We start from the raw sequence: 19,390 nt of genomic DNA, 5'->3' as shown, positions 1-19,390 counted from the left end.
GATGAGCCCGCACGCGCCCTCCATGCTGATTGCCGACGATAGCTCGCTGCAACTGAATCATGCGGTGGAGTTGTGCGTGCAATGCGGCTGCCAGGTGATCTGGCAGGCCATGAATGGCGAAGAAGTGTTATCCCTGCTGCAAACACTGCCCGAAAAACCCGACATCTTGCTCACCGATCTGGAAATGCCTGGCATGGATGGCGTGGAGTTATTGCGCCATATGGCCGAAAGCAACCAGTTCATGCCCATCATTTTCATGAGCAGCACCGATGAACAAGTGCTGCATACGGTGGAAGCGGCGGCGGCCGCCTACGGGTTTCCGGTGCTGGGCACCTTGCAAAAGCCCATGAAACTGGAGGGCCTGGAGCGTGCGCTAGAGCGCTTTCATATGCTCAACCGGCCGCCCATGTCCGCGCCGCCGCCGATTGACGAGGGAGATCTGCGGCGCGCGCTGGAGCGGGGCGAGTTCGTGCCGTGGTTTCAGCCCAAAGTCACCACGCGCAGCGGGTTGTTTCAATCGGCGGAAGTGCTGGCGCGCTGGCAGCACCCGGAACACGGCATGATCGCCCCGGTGTATTTCATTGGCTTGCTGGAGCAAGCCGGGCTGATTGGGCGCATGACTGAACAGATCATGACGCAAGCCATCCGCGAAGCCCGGCAGTTGTACGCCCGTGGCCTGCGTTTTGGGCTGGCGGTGAATATCTCGGCAGAGAACCTGCCAGAGGCTGGCTTTGCCGAACGGATCAAGCAATTGCTGGCGCAAGAGTCGTTTCCGCCCGCGCAAATGACGCTGGAAATTACCGAATCGGGCGTCATGGCCGACCTGGCGCGCTCTTTGGGGGCGCTGGCGCGCCTGCGCATGGCCGGGGTGGGGATCTCCATCGACGATTACGGCACCGGCAACGCTACTTTGCAGCAACTGATGCGCACACCGTGTTCTGAACTCAAGATTGATCGCTCGTTTGTGAATGGCGCCTCGCGCCGGCCACAACTGCGCACCTTGCTGGAAAGCACGGTGGATATGGCGCACCGCCTCAAACTGAGCGTGGTGGCCGAAGGCGTGGAAGATGCGGAGGACTGGAAACTGGTGCAGGAGTTGGGCGTAGAACTGGTGCAGGGTTTTTTTGTGGCCCGCCCCATGCCGGCAGAGAGCATTCATGAATGGGTGCGTAACCGCCATGAATGGCTGCATTTGTGGGGCAAGATTCAAAACCTGTGACGAGGGTACCCCCGCACCGCCGCCGGATTTCGGGCATCCCTGATAGAGCGTTGCCGTGAGCCTGTTCACGCTCCTCGACTTTTGCGGCGCCAGAGAGGAGCACCCCCACCATGCAAAAGATCATCCGCCTGGGCGATACCCTGCGTGAATTCGGCGGCGAGGTTACCAGTGCCGCCAAAGGCATCAAGATCAAAGGCAAGGCGCCGGCCTGCAAGGGCGATACCGCCAATTGCCATCAACACGGCCCCACCCGCATTGCCGAAGGCTCCCCCCGCACCCGCTTTGGCGGCGCAGAAGTGGCACTGGATGGCCATCATTGCGAATGTGGTTGCACCCTCGTCAGCTCCATGCCGGAGGATGCGGACTGAGTGGCGTGAGGCGTCGTGTCAGGCCCCCAACAGGATACGCACCACAATGGCGGCGGCCAGCGCGGGCGGCATGACCAGCGCCCCGGTTTTCAGGAACGCCCAGAAGCCGACCTCCAGCCCTTCCCGCCGCAACACGCCCAGCCACAAAATGGTGGCGAGCGAGCCGGTGACCGACAGATTGGGCCCCAGATCAACGCCAATCAACAAGCTATCGGCAACCCGGTCTGGCAGGTGCTGCGCGGCCATGACCGAGGCCCCGATCAAACCTGCGGGCAGGTTGTTGATGACATTGCTGAGCGCGGCAATAGCGACGCCCGCCGTGGCGGCGGCCACGGGCTCGCTGTGTTGCATCAGCCCGTGCAACCCGCGCCCGACATCAGCCATCAGGCCCGCGCGGGCCAGCATGTCCACCATGACAAACAGGCCGGCCACCAGCGGCAAGACGCTCCACGCCACGCCGCGCAGCAAGGGCAGCGGTGACACACGCTGGCTGATGGTGACAATGGCCGCAGTCAGCACGCCCAGAATCAGCGTGGGCAAACCCAGCGCCAGACCCAGGGCGGAGACCAGCAAGAGTGCGGTGGCGGTGACGCCAATGCCGGCCAGCGCCACTTTGCCGTGGCCACTCAGCGGTGCCACCGGTACGGCTGGCGCACATTGGCCGATGAGTGCCTTGCGTTGGGTAAAACGCAGCATGAGCCAGGTAACGGCAATGGCGGCCGCAGACGGTAACCAGAAGCGCCGCGCCCACTCGGCCAGCGGCGGCATGTGACTGCCAAACACCACCAGATTGGCCGGGTTGGAAACCGGCAGCACAAAACTGGCGGCATTGGCGATCAAGGCGCAGATCAGCAGCAGCGGCAGGGCGGGCGCCTCTGCACGGCGTGCCACGGCAAACACGGCGGGCGTAAGGACCACGGCGGTGGCGTCATTGGATAACAACACAGTGACGCCCGTGCCCACCAGGTACACCAGGCCGAACAAGCGCGCAGGCGAGCCGTTGGCGTGATTGACGGCGATCCCCGCCAGCCATTCAAACAGACCTTCCCGGCGGGCGACTTCAGACAGCAGCATCATGCCGCCCAGAAACAAATACACATCCAGCCCCTTGCCGATGGCGTGCCAGGCATCTGCCAGCGGCAGCAAACCCAGCAGCACGGCCAGCGCCGCGCCAATGCAGGCCCAGACGGCCTCCGTCCAGCGTAAAGGGCGCAGGATCACCGCAGCGGTGGTGCAGGCGGCCAGCGCCCAGGCAAGTTGGTGTGCAGGCATGACAATCTATCGGCTTGATCAAGAGGTAGGCGGACGCCGCACAGTGCCGTGTGCGCCGGGCAGCGTCAAGCCGGATGCACGCGCCAACGGCAGCAAGCCCTCGCCCAATCCAAAAAGGCGGTAGATGCCGGCGCGCTGTCTACACTGCAATGACAGGCGGCCGGTCAGCATGGTGCTGCGGCCAGGCCGATCCGGGAGGGCTGATTGCGCACGGACTCCATACCCTGGCGGGGATGTGCATTGCATCTTGCGCTGGCGGGTTTGCCCTCGGCGGCGCTTGCGGTTGACCAGACGGTCAGCAATGGTCAAACGTTGACGGTCGATAACACGGTGACGCCGACCGACAACTACCTGGTGCAGGCGGGGGGGTCGCTCATCATCAACCGTGATCTGGGCGGTTATCTTGATCCGCCGTCCGGCACGGTGGTCTCTTTGCTGGGCAGTAGCACCGCGACGGCCAGTGTCTCTGGCGTGGGCGCAGCCTCCCCCTTCATGTTGCGGGTTCATGGCCCCAATGCGGCCGTCAGCGCGACCAGCGGCCAGAACAGCATCAGCAACCTGGCCATTGTCATTGATGCCAGCGGTGCCAGCATCAATGGTCGGGCGGTTGGCATCACCGCAAGCGGCAGCGGTGTCACGCTGCAAGTGAACACCGCCACCGTGACCGGCGCAGGCCAGTATGAATACGCCGTGGCGGCACTCTCCGGGGCGGTGGTGACGCTCAACAACACCAATGTCAGCACTGCCGATGACGACAGCTTTGGTATCGCGGCGCGCGGTGGGCAGATCACCATGACGGGGGGCACCGTCAGCACCGGGGGCAATGCCAGCGCCATGCTGGCGGAAACCCTCTCTGGCAATGGCAGCATCACTGCCAGTCACGTCAGCGTGACCGGGCTCAACGCGTCTGTGGTGAAAGCCTTTGAGACCGGCAACGTCATCAACCTGAGCGACAGTTCGGTGACCGAAGGCAGCAGTAGCAATCCCGCCCAAGGCTATTTTGAATACGCCCTGTATGCCCAGAACGGCGGCACCCTCAACAGCGCGCGCAATACCGTCACCACCTGGGGCCAACTGGCGACGGCTGCTGCGGTCAATGGCGGGCTGCTTACCCTGAATGGCGACACGCTGATTACCCACGGAGCAGGGGCCCAGGGCTTGCTGGCGAGCGAACAATACTTTGGCCCAACCCTCAGCGGCACCTTGCAAGCGCAAGATATCAGCGTGACCACCTGGGGAGACGGCGCTACCGGGGCCGAGGTGGATCAACTGGGCGTCTTGCAGATGCAGGGCAACAGCAGCTTGAACACCAAAGGCAACAACGCCACCGGCCTGCTGGTGCAACAGGGCGGCCAGGCCAGCCTGAGCCAGGGCGCCATTACCACGCTGGGCACGAGTGCTGCCGGGGTGCTGGTGGATGGCAGCGGCAGTACGCTCACCCTCAGCGGCACGACAGTCGGGACGGCTGGTCAGAATGCGCCAGGGGTGATGGCGCAGAACGGCGGGCAAGTGAACAGCACCGATAGCAGCATCAGCGTGAGCGGTGCGGCATCGGTGCTGGTCAGCCAGGGCAACGGCACGGTCATGCAGATGAACCATGACCACATCAGTGCAGCCAACGCCAACGGGGTGGGCGCGAGCGCCAGCGATGGTGGCAGCATCACCCTGAACAATGTGACCTTGAGCGCCGGCTTGCACGCGCTGGACCTCAGCCCGACTGGCGCCGGCGCCCCCAGCAATATCACCGTCAGCGGGGGCAGCCTGGGTAGCGGTGGCGCACTAATTTACAGCAACGGCGGCAGCGGCCAGGTGTTGTTGCAAAACGGGGTCGCGTTGGCTGGCGCATCGCTGCTGCAGGTGGAGGGCACCGCCAGCCAGCTCAGCGTAACGGCCGACGCCACCCGCCTGAGTGGGGATGCGAGTGCCACCAGCGGCAACCAGGCTAGCCTGACGCTCCAGCACGGCAGTGACTGGCAAGGTGCTGCCCGTGGCCTGAGTGCAGTGACACTGGATGCCAGCAGCAACTGGACCATCACCGGCAACAGTCAGCTGGACACGCTGCAATTGAATGGCGGCACGCTCACGTTTCTGGCCACCGTCACGCCCAGCCAGTCTGTTGCGCGCCGCAAAACGGCAGCCAGTTCCTTTACCACGCTGGCATTGAGCAATCTGAGCGGCGGTGGCCTGATCAACATGAATACCGTACTGGCTGGCAGCAACAGCCCGGCAGACCTGCTGCAAGTCAGTGGCAGCGTGGCGGGTTCAACCCGGCTGGCGGTGACCAACCAGGGCGGCTCCGGCGCGCTGACCACCGGCAATGGCATTTTGCTGGTGCAACTGGGGCACGCCAGCGCAGCCAACGCGTTTAGCCTGGTTACGCCTTTGCAGGCCGGGGCATACCAATATCTGCTGTACCAGGGCGGGCCGACCGATGCCAATAGCTGGTTCTTGCGCTCCACCCTGCCGGCATCGCCCCCACCTCCCACTCCGGTGTCCGCTCCGGTTGCGCAACAAACGGTCGCCGCCTGGCGGCCGGCGGTGGTGCAATACAGTGGTGGTCCGTGGCTGGATCGGGAATTTGGTTACGCCAATCTGGCCAACTGGCACGAACGGGTGGGGGACAGCACGGCCCCGGATCAGGCCAGCGGCGCGGACGATCTCTGGGGCCGCTGGGTCAGCCAGGATTTGCGCGCCAGCAGCGACAACCGCTTTGATTATGACAACCAACTGTGGCTGGCGCAGTTTGGCAAATCGGTCTGGCGAGCCTTGTCGGCCTCTGGCGTGGAGCAACGTGTTGGCATCCTCGCCAGTTTTGGCGGGGCCAACATGGATGCATCCGATGCCGCGCGCGGCAATGTCGCCGGGCTGGATACGCACACCGGCCACAATGATCTTGAGGTCGCCAGCCTGGGCGGTTATTACACCCGTATCAGCGCCACAGGGGGTTATCTGGATGTCGTTGCGCAAGCCAGTTTCTTGCACAACGCCTATACCGATGCCACGGACATCAGTGCCACGCAACACGGCCAAGGGGCCGCCGTTTCGGTGGAAATCGGCCAGCCTTTTGCGCTGGCAGGGGGCTGGCGCTGGGAGCCGCAAGCGCAACTGGCCGGCCAGTATCTGCATCTGGACGCATTTGCCGACCGTATTTCCACCATCGACAGCACGCGGGACACCAGCCTGCGTGGCCGCGTGGGCCTGCGGTTGTTGCCGGCGTTCAACAATGCGGATGGCGGGGCCAGTCAGCCGTGGCTGGCGCTGAACCTGCTGCATGACTTTAGCGGCGCGCCCACGGTGACGGTCAGCAATACCGATATTGCGGCGGACTTTGCCCGTACCTGGATTACGGCCGGGGCCGGCCTGAGTACCCGTATCAATACGCGGGCCATGCTGTATCTGGATGGTCAGTATCAACGTGCCACCCAGGGTGAGCGGGAAGGCGTCGCCTTGCACGCTGGCCTGGCGGCGAACTGGTAACGGATGGGGTCGCAACGGGTGTTCCTGCATAAAACGCCACCGACACACGCCAACTGGGTGCCAGAATACGCCCGTACCACCCAGGTGCAATGGCAGAGCGACAGCGTCACCCTGCGTGACGTGCGCAATTTCAGATATCGCACCCGCGATGACCCCATCCCGGCCTGGTATGACGCCACGTATGCGCTCGATACCGTGCAGTCGCTTGATCTGGTGGTGTCGCACTGGGCAGGGGAGTCCATTGCCCATGTGTTCCTCAGCTTTGGCTTTGCCGATGGTCGCTATCTGGCGGTGTCGATTGAAACCCGCCGCCAGCAAGGGCAGTTTTATTCCACCTGGCGCGGCTTTTTACGCACCTACGCGCTGATTTACGTGGTGGCCGATGAACGTGACCTGATTGGCGTGCGCACGGATATCCGGCGGGAACGGGTGCATCTGTACCGGCTGGATCTATCCCCTGCCGTCTGCCGTCAGGTGCTGGAGCAATACCTGCGGCGGGTGGATCACCTGAACCAGCAGGCCGAGTTCTACAACACGCTGTTGAACAACTGCACCACCAATATCCTGCGCCACGCCCGCGCGCTGGCACCGCATTTCAAATACAGCTGGAAAATCCTGGCCAGCGGCTATGCCGACGCCTACACCTGGGAGCTGGGCTTACTGGATCAAACGCGCCCGTTTGCCCAACTCAAACAGCAAAGCCTGATCCGGCGTGCGCCCAATGCCGTGATTGATGAGACATTTTCTTATGCCATCCGCCACCCCGTGTCTGGCGTTAAGTAGTATGGCGTGGGATGGCCGCCTGTTGGTGACCTGCAAAGAGTGAGCCTTGATGATGGTGCGGTTGATTTTGCTGCTACTGGGTGTGGATTATCTGCGCAAGCGCTGGCGCGTATTGCGGGTGCTGGGCTGGTTCTGGCTGCTTGCCGGGGTGGTGATTTTTATCGATGCCCTGGATAACGCCATTTATTTCCCCATCGCCTTTTTTGCCTGGCTCTTACTGCTGGATGGCGTAGGCACGCTGGCGGTCGCCTGGACCGGCATGGGCGGGCAAAAGGCGCTGCGCTACGTCAAAGCGGCGGCGTTTATTGGCTCCGCCGTGTTGATCCTGGCGGGGCATCATCATGGCAATTTCATCCTCTCCATAATCTTTGGCACGCTGTTCCTGGCCGATGGCCTGTTGCAATCCATTGCCGCCCGGGTGGTGCGCTATCCACGCTGGAAAGCCGCGCTGACCGCCGGGGTGATTGAAGTCTTGCTGGCCATTTTCTTCTACCAGCCTTATCCCACCCATTACGTCGGCACCGTGCCGTACTGTATCGGGCTGGGGCTGTTTTTCAGCGGCTGGGGTTTGCTCTTACTGTCTTACCGGGTGCGCCGCATGCCGGATAGCGCGTTTATGCGCGCTGTGCTCGATCAGCCGGACATCACCCGCTGGCAAGACTACAACCCGGACATCCCGCCAGATGCCGCGCTGGTGTGGGATGGTCCGCCGGCTGAAGCCGAACGCGCATTGACCGTGCATGTCTGGACACCGGTGGGGTCTGCCCGTACCCAGGCGCAGCGGCGTTTGCTGGTGGATCGCTATATCGCGGCGGTCGATGCCAATGGCGTGATCTCCACCGGCCACGCCGCGCTGGAGTCGCCAGAAGGCATCTACATCAGCCTCTACCCTGGGGTTGAGATTGACCGCTCGCCAGAAGACTTTGGCCGGCTTCTGCGCGCCACGCGCGAGAACGACGTGCCCGGTTTGTTCCAACCCGATTACGTCACGGAATCCCAAGCCTGGTGCCCGTCTACCGTGCGCGTGCGCATCCGCAATTACAGCCCGGCACGGCTGGCGCGGTTCTGGGCGGAATATCGCCAGAACACCACCTACAACCTGACCAGCCGCAATTGCTCCAGCAGTGTGGCCAAGGCACTGGAAGCGGCGGTAGAAGGTTCAGTGGGGCATTTCCGGGGGCAGGACCGGGGCTGGCGGGTGTTTGTGCGTTTGCTGGTGACGCCAGAATTGTGGGTGGCGGCGCAAATTCGCAAACGCGCCAAAACCATGGCCTGGACCCCGGGCCTGACGCTGGATTACGCCCGTGCCCTGAGCATGCTGGTCGATCCGCGGCCGTTTGGCTGGTTCAAAATGGCGCGGATTGCGGTGAAGCGGATGCTGCGCTCCAGAAAGCGCTGGCGTTCTGAAGCGCAAACCGCACGGGAAGGCGCCGGACAATAGCGCGGCTTATTCGCCCCAGATCCACTGCCATACGCCAGGCAGTTCTTTGGGCGCGCTACCGTCTTTTACCGCGCGCGCCACGGCGGCCCGATCTACCGCCGCGGCCTCGTCATAGAACGGCCTGGTGGTGGTGGGCATCTGCAATTCATGTGCGGTATCGATCAAGATCTGCAGGTATTCGGCCATGTGGTCCGCCGTATAACCGTTGATATCGTGGAAGGTCACCACGACCGGAATGGCCCCGTCCACCACCGGCAGCTTGCCGATCAGGATTTCGTCCCGCACGTGGGCCAGCATGTTCAGCAGGTTGCCGCGGCGGTGCAGGCTGATGTGATAGCCGTAAATCTTGCCGTCGTTGGCAGAGAGATCGGTCAGCAACATATGCAAACCGTGCTGCTGGTAGGCCGCAAAGGTCTGGGCGTTATAGGCCCAGAACGGCGGTCGCACCAGGTCTGGCGCGCTGCCGCGCAGGCTGGTCAGATCGGCAATGCCGTTGTTGAGCGAGGCTTCCAGATCCTGCGGTTTCATCAGCGCATGATCGGCATGAAACGGGGTTGCGGTATGAAAACCCAGTACCTGCCCATCGGCCACTTCCTGGCGCAAGATGGCGCGGCCGGCCTCGGTCTCGCCCGCATGCCAGGAGCGGGTCTGGGCAAAGAACACGGCCTTGATGCCAGGCTGCACCGGGTTCTGGTCCAGCGTGCGCAGAATCTGCAGCGACGAGTTATCGGTGCTGCCGCGTGCCGGCCCATCGTCAAAGGTCAGTAAAAAGCGGATTGGCGCGCGCTGTTGCAACTGACTGGCCATGTCTGGCGTGGTCTGGGGCGGCGGGGTGCTGGCACAGGCGGCCAGCAGGCTGATCAGTGCAGCCAGGACAAGGGTTCGGGTGGTTGGTCGAGTCAACATGATCTTGCACAAAGGCGGCCATAAAGGGCCGGAACGCGGCGCATGATACCCAGCTATGCCAAACGGGTATACAGGACCGGACACCCGGCGGCTAAGGCCAACAACGGCTGATCGGGCCACGGCGTTTACAACGCCACGCTGGGCTTTGCCGGTCAGGCCGCCTAAGATGGGCCGGTTTGGTCTCCTGGAACGCCTGCCCGTGCCGTTGTCCCGCCTTGTGTCCTTGTTGCTGTTGCCCCTGGTGCTCAGCAGTTGTGCCGTGGTAGACCCGCACCGCATTCTGGCGCGCCAGATAGACCGGCTGACGGTGAGCAACACGCTGGACGCCCAGAACCGCCAGGCCGCGTTTGACCAGGTTTGGCACACCATCAACGACAGTTACGTCGACCCGGATTTCAACGGTGTGGATTGGGCTGCGGTGGGTCAGCGTTACCGGGCGCAGGTGTTGAACGCGCCGGACGATGCCAGCTTCTGGGCAGAACTGGATCACATGACGGGCGAGTTGAACGATGCCCACACCCGCGTGGAAAACCCGGCGCGCTATGCCCAGATCAAGAACGACAAATCAGCGGGTTTGGGTCTGGGGGTGGATGAACTGGGCGGGCATCTGGTTTTTCACGGCGTGAGCGGAATGTCGCAGGCCGCGTTGCTGGGCGTGCGCACCGGACAAGAGTTGACCGGTATTGATGGCGAAGACGCGCTGGCCTGGTGGCAACAGCAGCGCAGTCAGGTTCGCGGCGGTTCAACCACATGGTCCAGAGATGCCTATGTCTTGCGCGCGCTCAATAGCCTGCCGGCCGGCAAGGTGCGCACGCTGGACATTACCCGGCCGGATGGCACGCGCTTTAGCGTGGCCCTGACCGATGAAGAAGCTGCCGCGCCGCCGTGGCTGATCTCGCACACCCTCAATGGCAACCTCGTCTACGTGCGTTTTTCCGGATTTGACCGGCAACTCAAACCGCAATTGATGCACGTGCTGGATCAAGCCGGCAGCAGCAAGGCCGCAGGCATTGTGATCGACCTGCGCAGCAATGGCGGCGGGGATGGCCTGATGGCGCTGGATTTGCTGGCGCGCTTTGTCAAAGGCGAAGTCAAAGGCGGCCAGGTCATCACGCGGGACCACCAGCCGGTGCGCCTGTTTGGCTTCTCTTTGCTGGATACCAACCCGGTCTTGCAGGGCGATGCGCACCCGCTGACCGCGCCACTGGCCATCTTGCTGGATCGGCACTCTGCCAGCGCGGCAGAGCTGGTGGCCGGGGTCGCACAATCGATCGGTCGGGCCAAAGTATTTGGCGAAACCAGCTGCGGCTGCCTGCTGGGTTTCTTTGATTACGACCCCCTGCCAGGTGGTGGCGCGCTGGCCTTTAGCGAGGTAGACATGCGCATGCCCAATGGTGAACGCATTGAAGGGCGTGGTGTGATCCCGGATGTCCCCATCAACGTGACCCGCACGGCGCTGGAAGAAGGCGCCGACCCAACCCTGCAAGCCGCCTTGTCCTGGCTGAAAACGCAGGCCTCGGCACCTGCTGCTGTCGTCCCCTGATACGCAACGTTTGCCGCAACACTTTTTTGCTCCGTTTGCCGGATAGCGCCGGGTGAACCGCTAGAACATCGTCATAATGCCGATATATCGATCGGGGCTATCGATAGACCGGATTGCGCGACGCAACAACGGCGCGCGCCGGACACAACCACAAATAGTTGGGGGGATTCACCATGTTCAATAGCATGGGTATACGTGCGCGCATGCGGGTTTTGCTGGGTTGCATGCTGATTGGGCTGATTCTGATCTCTGGCCTGGGGCTGCTGTCTTTGCGCTCCAGCATGATCGGGGCGCGGCAGAATCAAGTGCAGCACATGGTGCAGTCGGCCATCAGCATCATGAAGTACTACCACGGTGAAGAACTGGCCGGCAAACTCACCCGGGATCAGGCCATCCACGCGGCGGGCATTGCGATCCAGAACGCCACCTACAACGACGGCAAGGATTACTTCTTTGTCTTCGATTACAACAGCGTTGAGCGGTTTATCTCCAACCCCAAACTCTTGAACAAGGACATGAGCAACGTCGCTGATGCCGACGGCGTGCTGTTTGTGCCCGAAATGGTCAAGGCTGCGCGCAATGGCGGCGGCTTTGTCAGCTACGCGTTTCCGCGCCCGGGCAGCACCGAACCCAAGCCCAAGATCAGCTACGCCGCCGCGTTTGACGACTGGCAATTGGTGGTAGGGACGGGCGTTTATGTTGATGACATCACCACGGCGTTCTGGGAAGAAACCCTCAAACAGCTGATTTACATTGTCATCGTGCTGGTGATCCTGGGTGTCGTGGCCGGCGTGCTGGTGCGCTCCGTGCTCAAGCAACTGGGCGGAGAACCGGCATACGCCAGTGAGGTGGTACGGCGGATTGCGGCCGGCGATCTTTCAGCAGAAGTACGCACGGAATCCCGGGACGAAGGCAGTTTGCTGGCCGGCATTCAGCGCATGGCCAACTCCTTGCGCAGCCTGATCCGGCAGATTCATGAGAACGCAGGTGAAGCCGGCCATCTGACGGTGGAAGTCGCCAACGCCGCCAACAAGGTGGCCAGTGGTTCAGACAGCCAGTCTGACGCCACGCGCTCCATGGCGGCGGCTATTGAAGAGATGACGACCAGTATCTCGGTCGTCGCTGACAGCGCCGGCGAGGCCAGTCGCCTGTCCGGCGAGGCTGGCAATCAAGCGCGCGAAGGCAGCCGCATCATTGATAGCACCAGCAACAAGATCAATCATATTTCCGGCATTGTGGCGAACTCCGCCGCCAGTATTGGCGCGCTGGGTGAGCAGACCGACAGCATCGCCAGCATCATGCAGATGATCCGGGAAGTGGCGGACCAGACCAATTTGCTGGCGCTGAACGCCGCCATTGAGGCTGCGCGTGCCGGTGAAGCGGGCCGGGGTTTTGCGGTGGTGGCGGATGAAGTGCGCAAACTGGCGGAACGCACCAGCACGGCGACGGCTGAAATCAGCGGCAAGATCGATGCGATCCGCGCGGCCTCGCAAGAAGCGACCGTGCGTATGGGCTCGGTGGTGACCGAGGTGGCCACTGGCGTGCAAATGGCCGGTGAAGCCAGCACGGCCATTGCCAGCATCCGCGACGACGCCGGCCGGGTAGTGACTTCGGCCAGCCAGATTTCCGAAGCGCTGCGCGAACAAAGCTCCGCCAGCCATGCCATTGCCAGCCATGTGGAAGACATTGCCAACATGGCCGAGCAAAACAGCAGCAATGCCCGCCGGGTGGCAGAGGCCAGCCAGCGGCTGGACCAGATCATGCGGGGGCTGAAGGATTCGGTGGGGCAGTTCAGGGTTTGATTTTTCAGACCAGGGTTACGCTGCTGGCAGCGTGTTCACAACCTCGTCATTCCGGCGAAGGCCGGAATCCAGGCCGGCCGCCGCAGGGGGCCTTTGCGATGTTGGCGGTAGGGTGGATTCGGAGCGTGAGCGACAATCCACCATTGCAACGTTTGCGTGTTAGCGCCTGACGGCGCGGTGTTTGACATGTCGGGGGTTGCCCGACAGCAAGGCACTTTCTTTTGGATCGCCAGCCTCGGCGGCCCCAAAGAAAGTGCCCAAAGAAAAGGCGACCCCTGCGACAGCGCCCCTTCGGGGTTCCCTGCGCTTCTCGCGAAGTCCGGCTGGCTCCAGCCCCGCTGCCACTGTCATCCGTTGAGATGATCACCTTTGTGGGGGTACCCCCAAGGGGCAGGAACTCGCCCTGCGGGCTCAAATACCCTTACGCCGAAACCCCGGCCCTCGCTGCGATGCTCGGCACTGCCGAAGGGGAGGTACGTCAACCCCAACCCCAACCCCAACCCCGTAAACCCTCTGTACGCAAGGTTGGTCCGATCACCCCACCACTTCGTCATTCCCGCGGAGGCGGGAATCCAGCGGGCCGCCGCCGGCGGCCTTTTCCAGCCAGAACCACCCAGGTCGCAACCCACCACGCTCACTCCATTACTTGACCAAAAATCAACATTCCTTCAACAAAAACCCCATTCAAGCAATAACCGCTTTTCTCCATACTGCACGGCAACTGCATGTCGTCAGGCATGTCTGATCACACATCCACCAAGACATCTGGAGAAACACCATGAGCATCCCCGCAATCGGTCTGGGCACCTTCCGCCTGAAAGATCAGGTCGTCATCGATTCCGTGAGTGACGGGCTGGCGGCCGGTTACCGTGCCATTGATACCGCGCAGATTTATGGCAATGAAGCCGAAGTCGGCCAGGCCATTGCTGCTAGCGGCGTGCCGCGTGATGAACTCTTCATCACCACCAAAATCTGGACCGACAATCTCTCCCGCCAGAAGCTGATTCCCAGCCTGAAAGACAGCCTGACCAAACTGCGCACCGATCAGGTGGATCTGCTGTTGATCCATTGGCCGTCACCCAACAACGCCGTGCCGGTGGCCGAGTTCATGGGCGCGCTGGCCGAGGCCAAAGCCCAGGGGCTGACGCGGCAGATTGGCGTGTCCAATTTCACCATCAAGCTGATGCAGGAGGCCATTACCGCCGTAGGCGCAGGCGAGATTGCCACCAACCAGATTGAACTGAGCCCGTGGTTGCAAAACCGCAAGGTGGTCGATTTTGCGCAAAGCCAGGGCATTCATATCACCTCGTACATGACGCTGGCTTATGGCGCGGTACTCAAAGACCCGGTGATCAACGAGATTGCCGCCAGCCACAACGCCACTCCGGCGCAGGTGGCGCTGGCCTGGGCCATCCGGCAGGGCTACGCGGTGATTCCGTCTTCGACCAAACCGGAGAACCTGGCCAGCAATCTGAAGGCGGCCACGCTCAAGCTCAGCCTGGACGATATGGCGCGCATCGCTGAACTGGACCGCAACGAGCGGCTGGTGAACCCAAATGGTCTGGCGCCCGCCTGGGACTGATCGCATTGCCTGCACGACCCAAGGCCACCCGAACGGTGGCCTTTTTTCCGTTTGATACATGCGGGATACACGCAAATGGCATATTTGATGGGAAGATAGACCCAACACGCCCATCCACGCTTTACGTCGGTTGGCGGGCTTTTTGAATTTCTCAAGGCAGGGGCCATGACCGAACGCGACGCCGTATTTGCCAGCGAATCGCAGATTGTGCAGCAAGCCATCACCCTGCATCTTCATGGCCGCCTGGCTGAGGCGGAGGCGGCCTATCAAGCCATTCTGGCCCACAGCGCCAACGCGCTGGCGCTGCATGGCATGGGCATTTTGCGCCACCAGCAAGGCAACGGTGCTGAAGCACTGCGCTATCTGGTCGATGCCTGTACGCAGATGCCGGATATCGCCGGCTGGCGTAACGATCTGGGCAATGTGCTGGCCGGACAAGGTGCACAGCTTGATGCCGCCGGACAGTTTCTGGCCGCGATCGAGCGCGATGGCAGCAATGCCACCTACTGGAATAACTACGGCGCCATGTTGCAAGCCATTGGCCGCGACAACGACGCCGGCCCGGCGTTTGAACGCGCCGTGGCGCTGGCGCCGCATCAGATCGATGCGCTGGATAACTACGGCAACTGGTTGATGCGGCATGGTCATGAACAAGAAGGCGCCGGTTATGTTTGCCGCGCCTACGTGCTCAAGCCTGCAGAAGGCCAGCCCCCTGCCATGCGCGGCATTGCGTTTTACCGGCTGGGCCGTATTCATGACGCCGCCCAGGTCTACCGGGACTGGCTGGCGCGTGAACCGGGCAACCCGACGGCCGCACACTTGCTGGCGGCCTGCTCGGGCGAGAACGTGCCCAGTCGCTGTGCCGACGATTATGTCCAGTCTACCTTTGATGATTACGCCGCCACGTTCGACGCCCGCCTGGAACAACTGGGCTATGCCATCCCGCAAGCGCTGGACGATACCCTGGCGCAACTGGCCGCGCCGCGCCGCCAATGGCACGTGCTGGACGCCGGCTGTGGCACCGGCTGGTGTGGGCCGTTCTTGCGTGGCTATGCCAGCGCGCTGACCGGGGTGGATCTCTCCGGCAAGATGCTGGAGCAAGCACGTCACCGCGCGGTCTACGACCAGTTGATTCAGGCGGAACTGACCGCCTGGCTTGACCAGACTCCGGAACGGTTCGACCTGGTGTGTGCGGCGGACTTGATGATCTATTTTGGCGACCTGTTGCCCCTGTTTGCCGCCATGCATCGCGCCATGTCACCGGGCAGCCTGCTGCTGTTCTCTGCCGAGAATACGCACGGCCCCATGCAGGAACACGACTTTCAACTGCTGCCCAGCGGCCGCTATGGCCACGGGCATCAGTATCTGACCGAAACGCTGGCGCAAAGTGGCTTTGTGCTTAAGCAGATCAAACAGCAGGTGGTCCGGCAAGAGTTCGGTCGCCCCGTCCCCGGCTGGGTGGTCGTGGCCACGCGCCAGCCCTGATCGTAACCATGCCGCGCCGCATGGCCGGCGAGAATAACCAAGATGAATCAGCAATCCTTTTATGGCGGCTTTGCCGTCGAGCGCCTGCGCGACCCCGCTTTCTGGCAACAACTGGCGCCGGAGCTGCATGTGGGTGATGCGGACTTCTGGCAAGCACAAACGGCGCTGGAACTGGATGAAACCCAACTCGCCACGCTGAACGAGCGCACCATTCGCGAAGGGTATTTCCAGACGGACCCGGTGGACTGGCAATTGCCCATTGCCCGGATGGGGGCGTTGATCCATACCCTGCGACAAATGCAGATTCCGCCGGTGCTGGGTTTTGTCTATGACGAATTCTGGCTGGTCTACGTCAAGATGCGGCCCTTGCTGGCGCGCATTCTGGGCGATGACTATGTGACGCTGCCCAATATGTGGGCCTGGCATATCGACCCGGCCCAGAATGAACACGGCTGGAAGCCCCATCGGGACCGGGGCCGGATATCCCTGTTTGAAGACGGCCGCCCGCGCATTCTGAATATCTGGCTACCCCTGTCGGACGCCACGCCACTCAATGGCTGCATGTATCTGGTGCCGGCCGATCGGGACCCCACCTACAACACGCCGGACGAGATGAGCATGCAGTACCAGCTCAACGATATCCGCGCCTTGCCTGCGCCAGCCGGCAGCATGCTGGGCTGGAACCAGGCGGTGCTGCACTGGGGCTCTCACAGTGCCCCGCGTAACGTGCCGCCGCGTATTTCGATTGGTGCCGAGTTCCAGCGCTCGGATACCGAAGCCTTCAGCCAGCCCTGGCTTAACCCAACAGCCATGCCGACGTTTGCGGACCGGTTGTTGATCATTGCCGCGCAATTTCAGCGCTACCGGCATCATCACCCGGATGACGCCGGCCTGGCATGGCTGGCGGATAACCTGGCACCGTAAGCGCTGCCTGGTCCAGCTAGTCCGCAGGCGGGTTGTTGGCCTCAATGCCAAACAACAGCTTGCGTGCCTCTGCCGTCATCAGCGCCTTGGGGTCGGTGTTGATCTGGTCTACCAGGGCGTAAGCGCGTTGCACCGCCGGGCGCGCGGCAATGCGCTCCAGCCAGCGTGCCATGTGCGGGAAGTCTTCAATACGCTGTTGCTGACCTTCCCACAGTTTGGCCCACGGGTAGATGGCCATATCGGCAATCGAATAATCCGCGCCGGCCACCCAGTCGTTGGTGGCCAGTTGTTTATCCAGCACGCCGTATAGCCGGGCGGTCTCTTTGACATAACGGTTGATGGCGTACGGGATCGGCTCTGGCGCGTAGCGGTTGAAATGGTGGTTCTGCCCCGCCATGGGGCCCACGCCGCCCATTTGCCAGTACAGCCATTGCAGTGTGGTAAAGCGGGCGCGCAAATCATGCTGCGGCAGGAACTGGCCGGTTTTATCCGCCAGGTATTCCAGAATGGCCCCGGATTCAAACAAAGAGAGCGGCGCGCCGCCGTCTGCCGGCTGCTGGTCCACAATGGCCGGAATGCGATTGTTGGGCGATATCTTCAGAAAATCCGGCGCAAACTGCTCGCCCTTACCGATATGGATCGGGTGCAGCGTGTAGGGTAGGCCGGTTTCTTCCAGAAAGAGGGTGATCTTGTGGCCGTTGGGCGTAGTCCAGTAATACAGGTCGATCATGGCGGGGTCCTTGGCGGGGATATCCCTTCTAGATAGGGGCGATACCCCGTCAAGACCAGAGCCCGCGAGCACTCACGCCCCGGTCAGGCAGCGCGGACACAAACAGGATTGATTGGCTGCACCGGCCGGTTTAACCGGTGCGGCGTCATCTGGTTTGACCACCATGCACCAGCAGGTGTCCGGGTCTTCGCCCCGCGCCACCGCGCACAGATTGGGCGCGCCACAGGCAGGGCATCGGGTGGGATCAATGGTCGGGCTGGGGGACATGGTGAACCAGGCAAGAAGAGGTGAAGGTTTACTTTGCCACGGCGATTTGTCGCCCGCAAACCGGCGCAGGCCGATGGTTGAACTGCCACCAATATGACGATCTGCCGTAAAGTAGCGGTCAAATCACACAAGGATGAGCCATGAAACTGTCTGAACAATGGGTATTGGTGACCGGCGGCGCACGCGGTCTGGGCGCGTCGATCACCCGCGCACTGGCGCGCGAAGGCGCGGGCGTGATCATCAACTACTACCAAAGTGCTGACGCCGCCAATGCCCTTGCCGCTGAACTGGGTGAGCGGGCGATTGCCATTCAGGCAGACATCACCGATGCCGGCCAGGTAGCGCAACTGTTCAAAACCGCCCGTGAAAAAACCGGCAAGCCGATCACCGGCGTGGTGAACAATGCCCTGGTGGACTTCAAGTTTGATGGCGATGCCCGCCCCAAAATCGGTGAGATTTCCTGGGCGCGGTTTGATCAGCAACTGCAAGGCGCCATCAAGGGCGCGCTCAACACCATCCAGGCTGCCCTGCCTGGCATGCGTGAACAACACTTTGGCCGCGTCGTGAACGTCGGGACTAACCTGTTTCAGAACCCGGTGGTGCCGTATCACGACTACACCGCCGCCAAGGCCGCGCTGCTGTCGCTGACCCGCACCGCCGCCAACGACCTGGGCCCGGACGGCATTACCGTCAACATGCTCTCTGGCGGCTTGCTGCGCACGACTGACGCCAGCGCCGCCACGCCAGAAGCCGTGTTCGACATCATCGCCGGCCTGACGCCGCTGCGCTCCGTGACTACGCCGGATGAATTTGCCGACGCCGTGCTGTTCTTCCTCTCGCCGTGGTCCCGCGCGGTGACGGGGCAGAATCTGGTGGTGGATGGTGGTTTGGTGAAGGATTGATAGCCAGTCTGGCCCCAAAAAAAAGCCCGCATGATGCGGGCTTTTTTGTGGGCTAGAAGTAGCGTTGAGGCTTGATATTGAGCCGTTGCCGTTGCCGTTGCCGTTGCCGTTGCCGTTGCCGTTGCCGTTGGGGTTGCCGTTGCTTTTGACTTACCTCCCCATTAAAGCCCAGCTCCGAAGGAGGGAGGGAGACCCCAGGCTCCCGACCGACTGAGGGAAGCCCGGAGGGCCGCCACCCCGCTGCAACTGTCATCTGGTACACCAACGCCTTTGTGGGGGTACCCACCAAGGGGCAGGCTGGGGTCGCCTTTCTTTTGTTACTTTCTTTGGGGCCGCCGAGGTGGCGAAGCAAAGAAAGTAACGTGGGCCCGGCACCCCGGGTATCAAACGCTTTTCACAACCGCGCCGCAAGGCACTAACAACTGTAGTGGTTCTCGCCAGAGAACGGAGCTGTTCCGGCTCCAGACTGGATTCCCACCTTCGCGGGAATGACGAGTTTGGGGAAGGGGCATGGTTACTATTCTTTGGCGAAGCAAAGAAAGGAACGTGGGCCCGGCACCCCGGGTATCAAACGCTTTTCACAACCGCGCCGTAAGGCGCTACCAACTGTAGTGGTTCTCGCCAGAGAACGGAGCCGTTCCGGCTCCAGACTGGATTCCCGCCTTCGCGGGAATGACGAGGTGGAGATG

At 62.2% G+C, this 19,390-nt stretch carries 15 protein-coding genes; 11 read left to right on the top strand and 4 right to left on the bottom strand.

Annotated elements, in window-relative coordinates:
- The first annotated feature begins 1 nt into the window (after position 1).
- Positions 2-1,219 carry an EAL domain-containing response regulator gene (locus HNQ50_RS11540; RefSeq protein WP_184100815.1) on the top strand — a complete coding sequence of 406 codons (1,218 nt, stop codon included), beginning with the start codon at positions 2-4 and terminating at the stop codon, positions 1,217-1,219.
- Between the two features lie 110 nt (positions 1,220-1,329).
- Positions 1,330-1,587 (top strand): PAAR domain-containing protein, encoded by a 258-nt coding sequence (locus HNQ50_RS11535; protein ID WP_184100813.1) that lies wholly within the window; start codon positions 1,330-1,332, stop codon positions 1,585-1,587.
- An 18-nt stretch (positions 1,588-1,605) separates the two neighbouring features.
- Here the strand turns inward: HNQ50_RS11535 and HNQ50_RS11530 are convergent, their stop codons facing one another.
- The gene (locus tag HNQ50_RS11530) at positions 1,606-2,859 is read right to left on the bottom strand and encodes an arsenic transporter (RefSeq protein ID WP_184100811.1); all 1,254 of its coding nucleotides are present in this window, start codon (positions 2,857-2,859) and stop codon (positions 1,606-1,608) included.
- Positions 2,860-3,099: 240 nt separating this feature from the next.
- Between HNQ50_RS11530 and HNQ50_RS11525 the strand changes: the two genes are divergently transcribed.
- Genes HNQ50_RS11525 through HNQ50_RS11515 form a run of 3 tightly spaced genes read left to right on the top strand, consistent with a single transcriptional unit; the run spans position 3,100 to position 8,560 of the window.
- The gene (locus tag HNQ50_RS11525; RefSeq protein ID WP_184100809.1) at positions 3,100-6,336 is read left to right on the top strand and encodes an autotransporter outer membrane beta-barrel domain-containing protein; all 3,237 of its coding nucleotides are present in this window, start codon (positions 3,100-3,102) and stop codon (positions 6,334-6,336) included.
- Between the two features lie 3 nt (positions 6,337-6,339).
- Positions 6,340-7,119 carry an Lnb N-terminal periplasmic domain-containing protein gene (locus tag HNQ50_RS11520; protein WP_184100807.1) on the top strand — a complete coding sequence of 260 codons (780 nt, stop codon included), beginning with the start codon at positions 6,340-6,342 and terminating at the stop codon, positions 7,117-7,119.
- Positions 7,120-7,168: 49 nt separating this feature from the next.
- Complete coding sequence (locus HNQ50_RS11515; protein WP_221303139.1) at positions 7,169-8,560, top strand: HdeD family acid-resistance protein; 1,392 nt, start codon at positions 7,169-7,171, stop codon at positions 8,558-8,560.
- A 6-nt stretch (positions 8,561-8,566) separates the two neighbouring features.
- Here the strand turns inward: HNQ50_RS11515 and HNQ50_RS11510 are convergent, their stop codons facing one another.
- Positions 8,567-9,466 carry a polysaccharide deacetylase family protein gene (locus tag HNQ50_RS11510; RefSeq protein WP_184100805.1) on the bottom strand — a complete coding sequence of 300 codons (900 nt, stop codon included), beginning with the start codon at positions 9,464-9,466 and terminating at the stop codon, positions 8,567-8,569.
- Between the two features lie 166 nt (positions 9,467-9,632).
- Between HNQ50_RS11510 and HNQ50_RS11505 the strand changes: the two genes are divergently transcribed.
- The 5 genes from HNQ50_RS11505 (at position 9,633) to HNQ50_RS11485 (ending at position 16,802) form a co-directional block, all read left to right on the top strand.
- Complete coding sequence (locus tag HNQ50_RS11505; RefSeq protein ID WP_184100803.1) at positions 9,633-11,009, top strand: S41 family peptidase; 1,377 nt, start codon at positions 9,633-9,635, stop codon at positions 11,007-11,009.
- Positions 11,010-11,194: 185 nt separating this feature from the next.
- A complete protein-coding gene (locus tag HNQ50_RS11500) occupies positions 11,195-12,811 on the top strand; it encodes a methyl-accepting chemotaxis protein (protein ID WP_184100801.1) in 1,617 nt (538 codons plus the stop codon).
- 778 nt (positions 12,812-13,589) lie between these two features.
- On the top strand, positions 13,590-14,393 hold the full coding sequence (dkgB, locus tag HNQ50_RS11495) for a 2,5-didehydrogluconate reductase DkgB (RefSeq protein WP_184100799.1): 804 nt from the start codon (positions 13,590-13,592) through the stop codon (positions 14,391-14,393).
- Positions 14,394-14,558: 165 nt separating this feature from the next.
- Complete coding sequence (locus HNQ50_RS11490; protein WP_184100797.1) at positions 14,559-15,878, top strand: methyltransferase domain-containing protein; 1,320 nt, start codon at positions 14,559-14,561, stop codon at positions 15,876-15,878.
- Positions 15,879-15,920: 42 nt separating this feature from the next.
- Positions 15,921-16,802 (top strand): phytanoyl-CoA dioxygenase family protein, encoded by an 882-nt coding sequence (locus HNQ50_RS11485; RefSeq protein WP_184100795.1) that lies wholly within the window; start codon positions 15,921-15,923, stop codon positions 16,800-16,802.
- A gap of 16 nt (positions 16,803-16,818) precedes the next feature.
- On the opposite strand, the gene HNQ50_RS11480 is transcribed toward HNQ50_RS11485, so the two are convergent.
- Positions 16,819-17,532, bottom strand: coding sequence for a glutathione binding-like protein (locus HNQ50_RS11480; protein ID WP_184100793.1), 714 nt, complete (start codon positions 17,530-17,532; stop codon positions 16,819-16,821).
- A gap of 72 nt (positions 17,533-17,604) precedes the next feature.
- On the bottom strand, positions 17,605-17,799 hold the full coding sequence (locus tag HNQ50_RS11475) for a cysteine-rich CWC family protein (RefSeq protein WP_184100791.1): 195 nt from the start codon (positions 17,797-17,799) through the stop codon (positions 17,605-17,607).
- A 140-nt stretch (positions 17,800-17,939) separates the two neighbouring features.
- Here HNQ50_RS11475 and HNQ50_RS11470 point away from each other — a divergent pair, with 140 nt between their 5' ends.
- Complete coding sequence (locus HNQ50_RS11470) at positions 17,940-18,701, top strand: 3-oxoacyl-ACP reductase (RefSeq protein ID WP_184100789.1); 762 nt, start codon at positions 17,940-17,942, stop codon at positions 18,699-18,701.
- Positions 18,702-19,390 lie beyond the last annotated feature (689 nt).

Source organism: Silvimonas terrae, assembly GCF_014202765.1.
Classification (GTDB): Bacteria; Pseudomonadota; Gammaproteobacteria; order Burkholderiales; family Chitinibacteraceae; genus Silvimonas; species Silvimonas terrae.
Note: the sequence above shows the minus strand (reverse complement) of the source record. Positions and strands in the feature narration are given on the sequence as shown.

Coding starts and splice junctions, on each gene's coding strand:
- HNQ50_RS11540 (WP_184100815.1), top strand. CDS start 2: ATGAGCCCGCACGCGCCCTCCATGCTGATTGCCGACGATAGCTCGCTG.
- HNQ50_RS11535 (WP_184100813.1), top strand. CDS start 1,330: ATGCAAAAGATCATCCGCCTGGGCGATACCCTGCGTGAATTCGGCGGC.
- HNQ50_RS11530 (WP_184100811.1), bottom strand. CDS start 2,859: ATGCCTGCACACCAACTTGCCTGGGCGCTGGCCGCCTGCACCACCGCT.
- HNQ50_RS11520 (WP_184100807.1), top strand. CDS start 6,340: ATGGGGTCGCAACGGGTGTTCCTGCATAAAACGCCACCGACACACGCC.
- HNQ50_RS11515 (WP_221303139.1), top strand. CDS start 7,169: ATGATGGTGCGGTTGATTTTGCTGCTACTGGGTGTGGATTATCTGCGC.
- HNQ50_RS11510 (WP_184100805.1), bottom strand. CDS start 9,466: ATGTTGACTCGACCAACCACCCGAACCCTTGTCCTGGCTGCACTGATC.
- HNQ50_RS11505 (WP_184100803.1), top strand. CDS start 9,633: ATGGGCCGGTTTGGTCTCCTGGAACGCCTGCCCGTGCCGTTGTCCCGC.
- HNQ50_RS11500 (WP_184100801.1), top strand. CDS start 11,195: ATGGGTATACGTGCGCGCATGCGGGTTTTGCTGGGTTGCATGCTGATT.
- dkgB (WP_184100799.1), top strand. CDS start 13,590: ATGAGCATCCCCGCAATCGGTCTGGGCACCTTCCGCCTGAAAGATCAG.
- HNQ50_RS11490 (WP_184100797.1), top strand. CDS start 14,559: ATGACCGAACGCGACGCCGTATTTGCCAGCGAATCGCAGATTGTGCAG.
- HNQ50_RS11485 (WP_184100795.1), top strand. CDS start 15,921: ATGAATCAGCAATCCTTTTATGGCGGCTTTGCCGTCGAGCGCCTGCGC.
- HNQ50_RS11480 (WP_184100793.1), bottom strand. CDS start 17,532: ATGATCGACCTGTATTACTGGACTACGCCCAACGGCCACAAGATCACC.
- HNQ50_RS11475 (WP_184100791.1), bottom strand. CDS start 17,799: ATGTCCCCCAGCCCGACCATTGATCCCACCCGATGCCCTGCCTGTGGC.
- HNQ50_RS11470 (WP_184100789.1), top strand. CDS start 17,940: ATGAAACTGTCTGAACAATGGGTATTGGTGACCGGCGGCGCACGCGGT.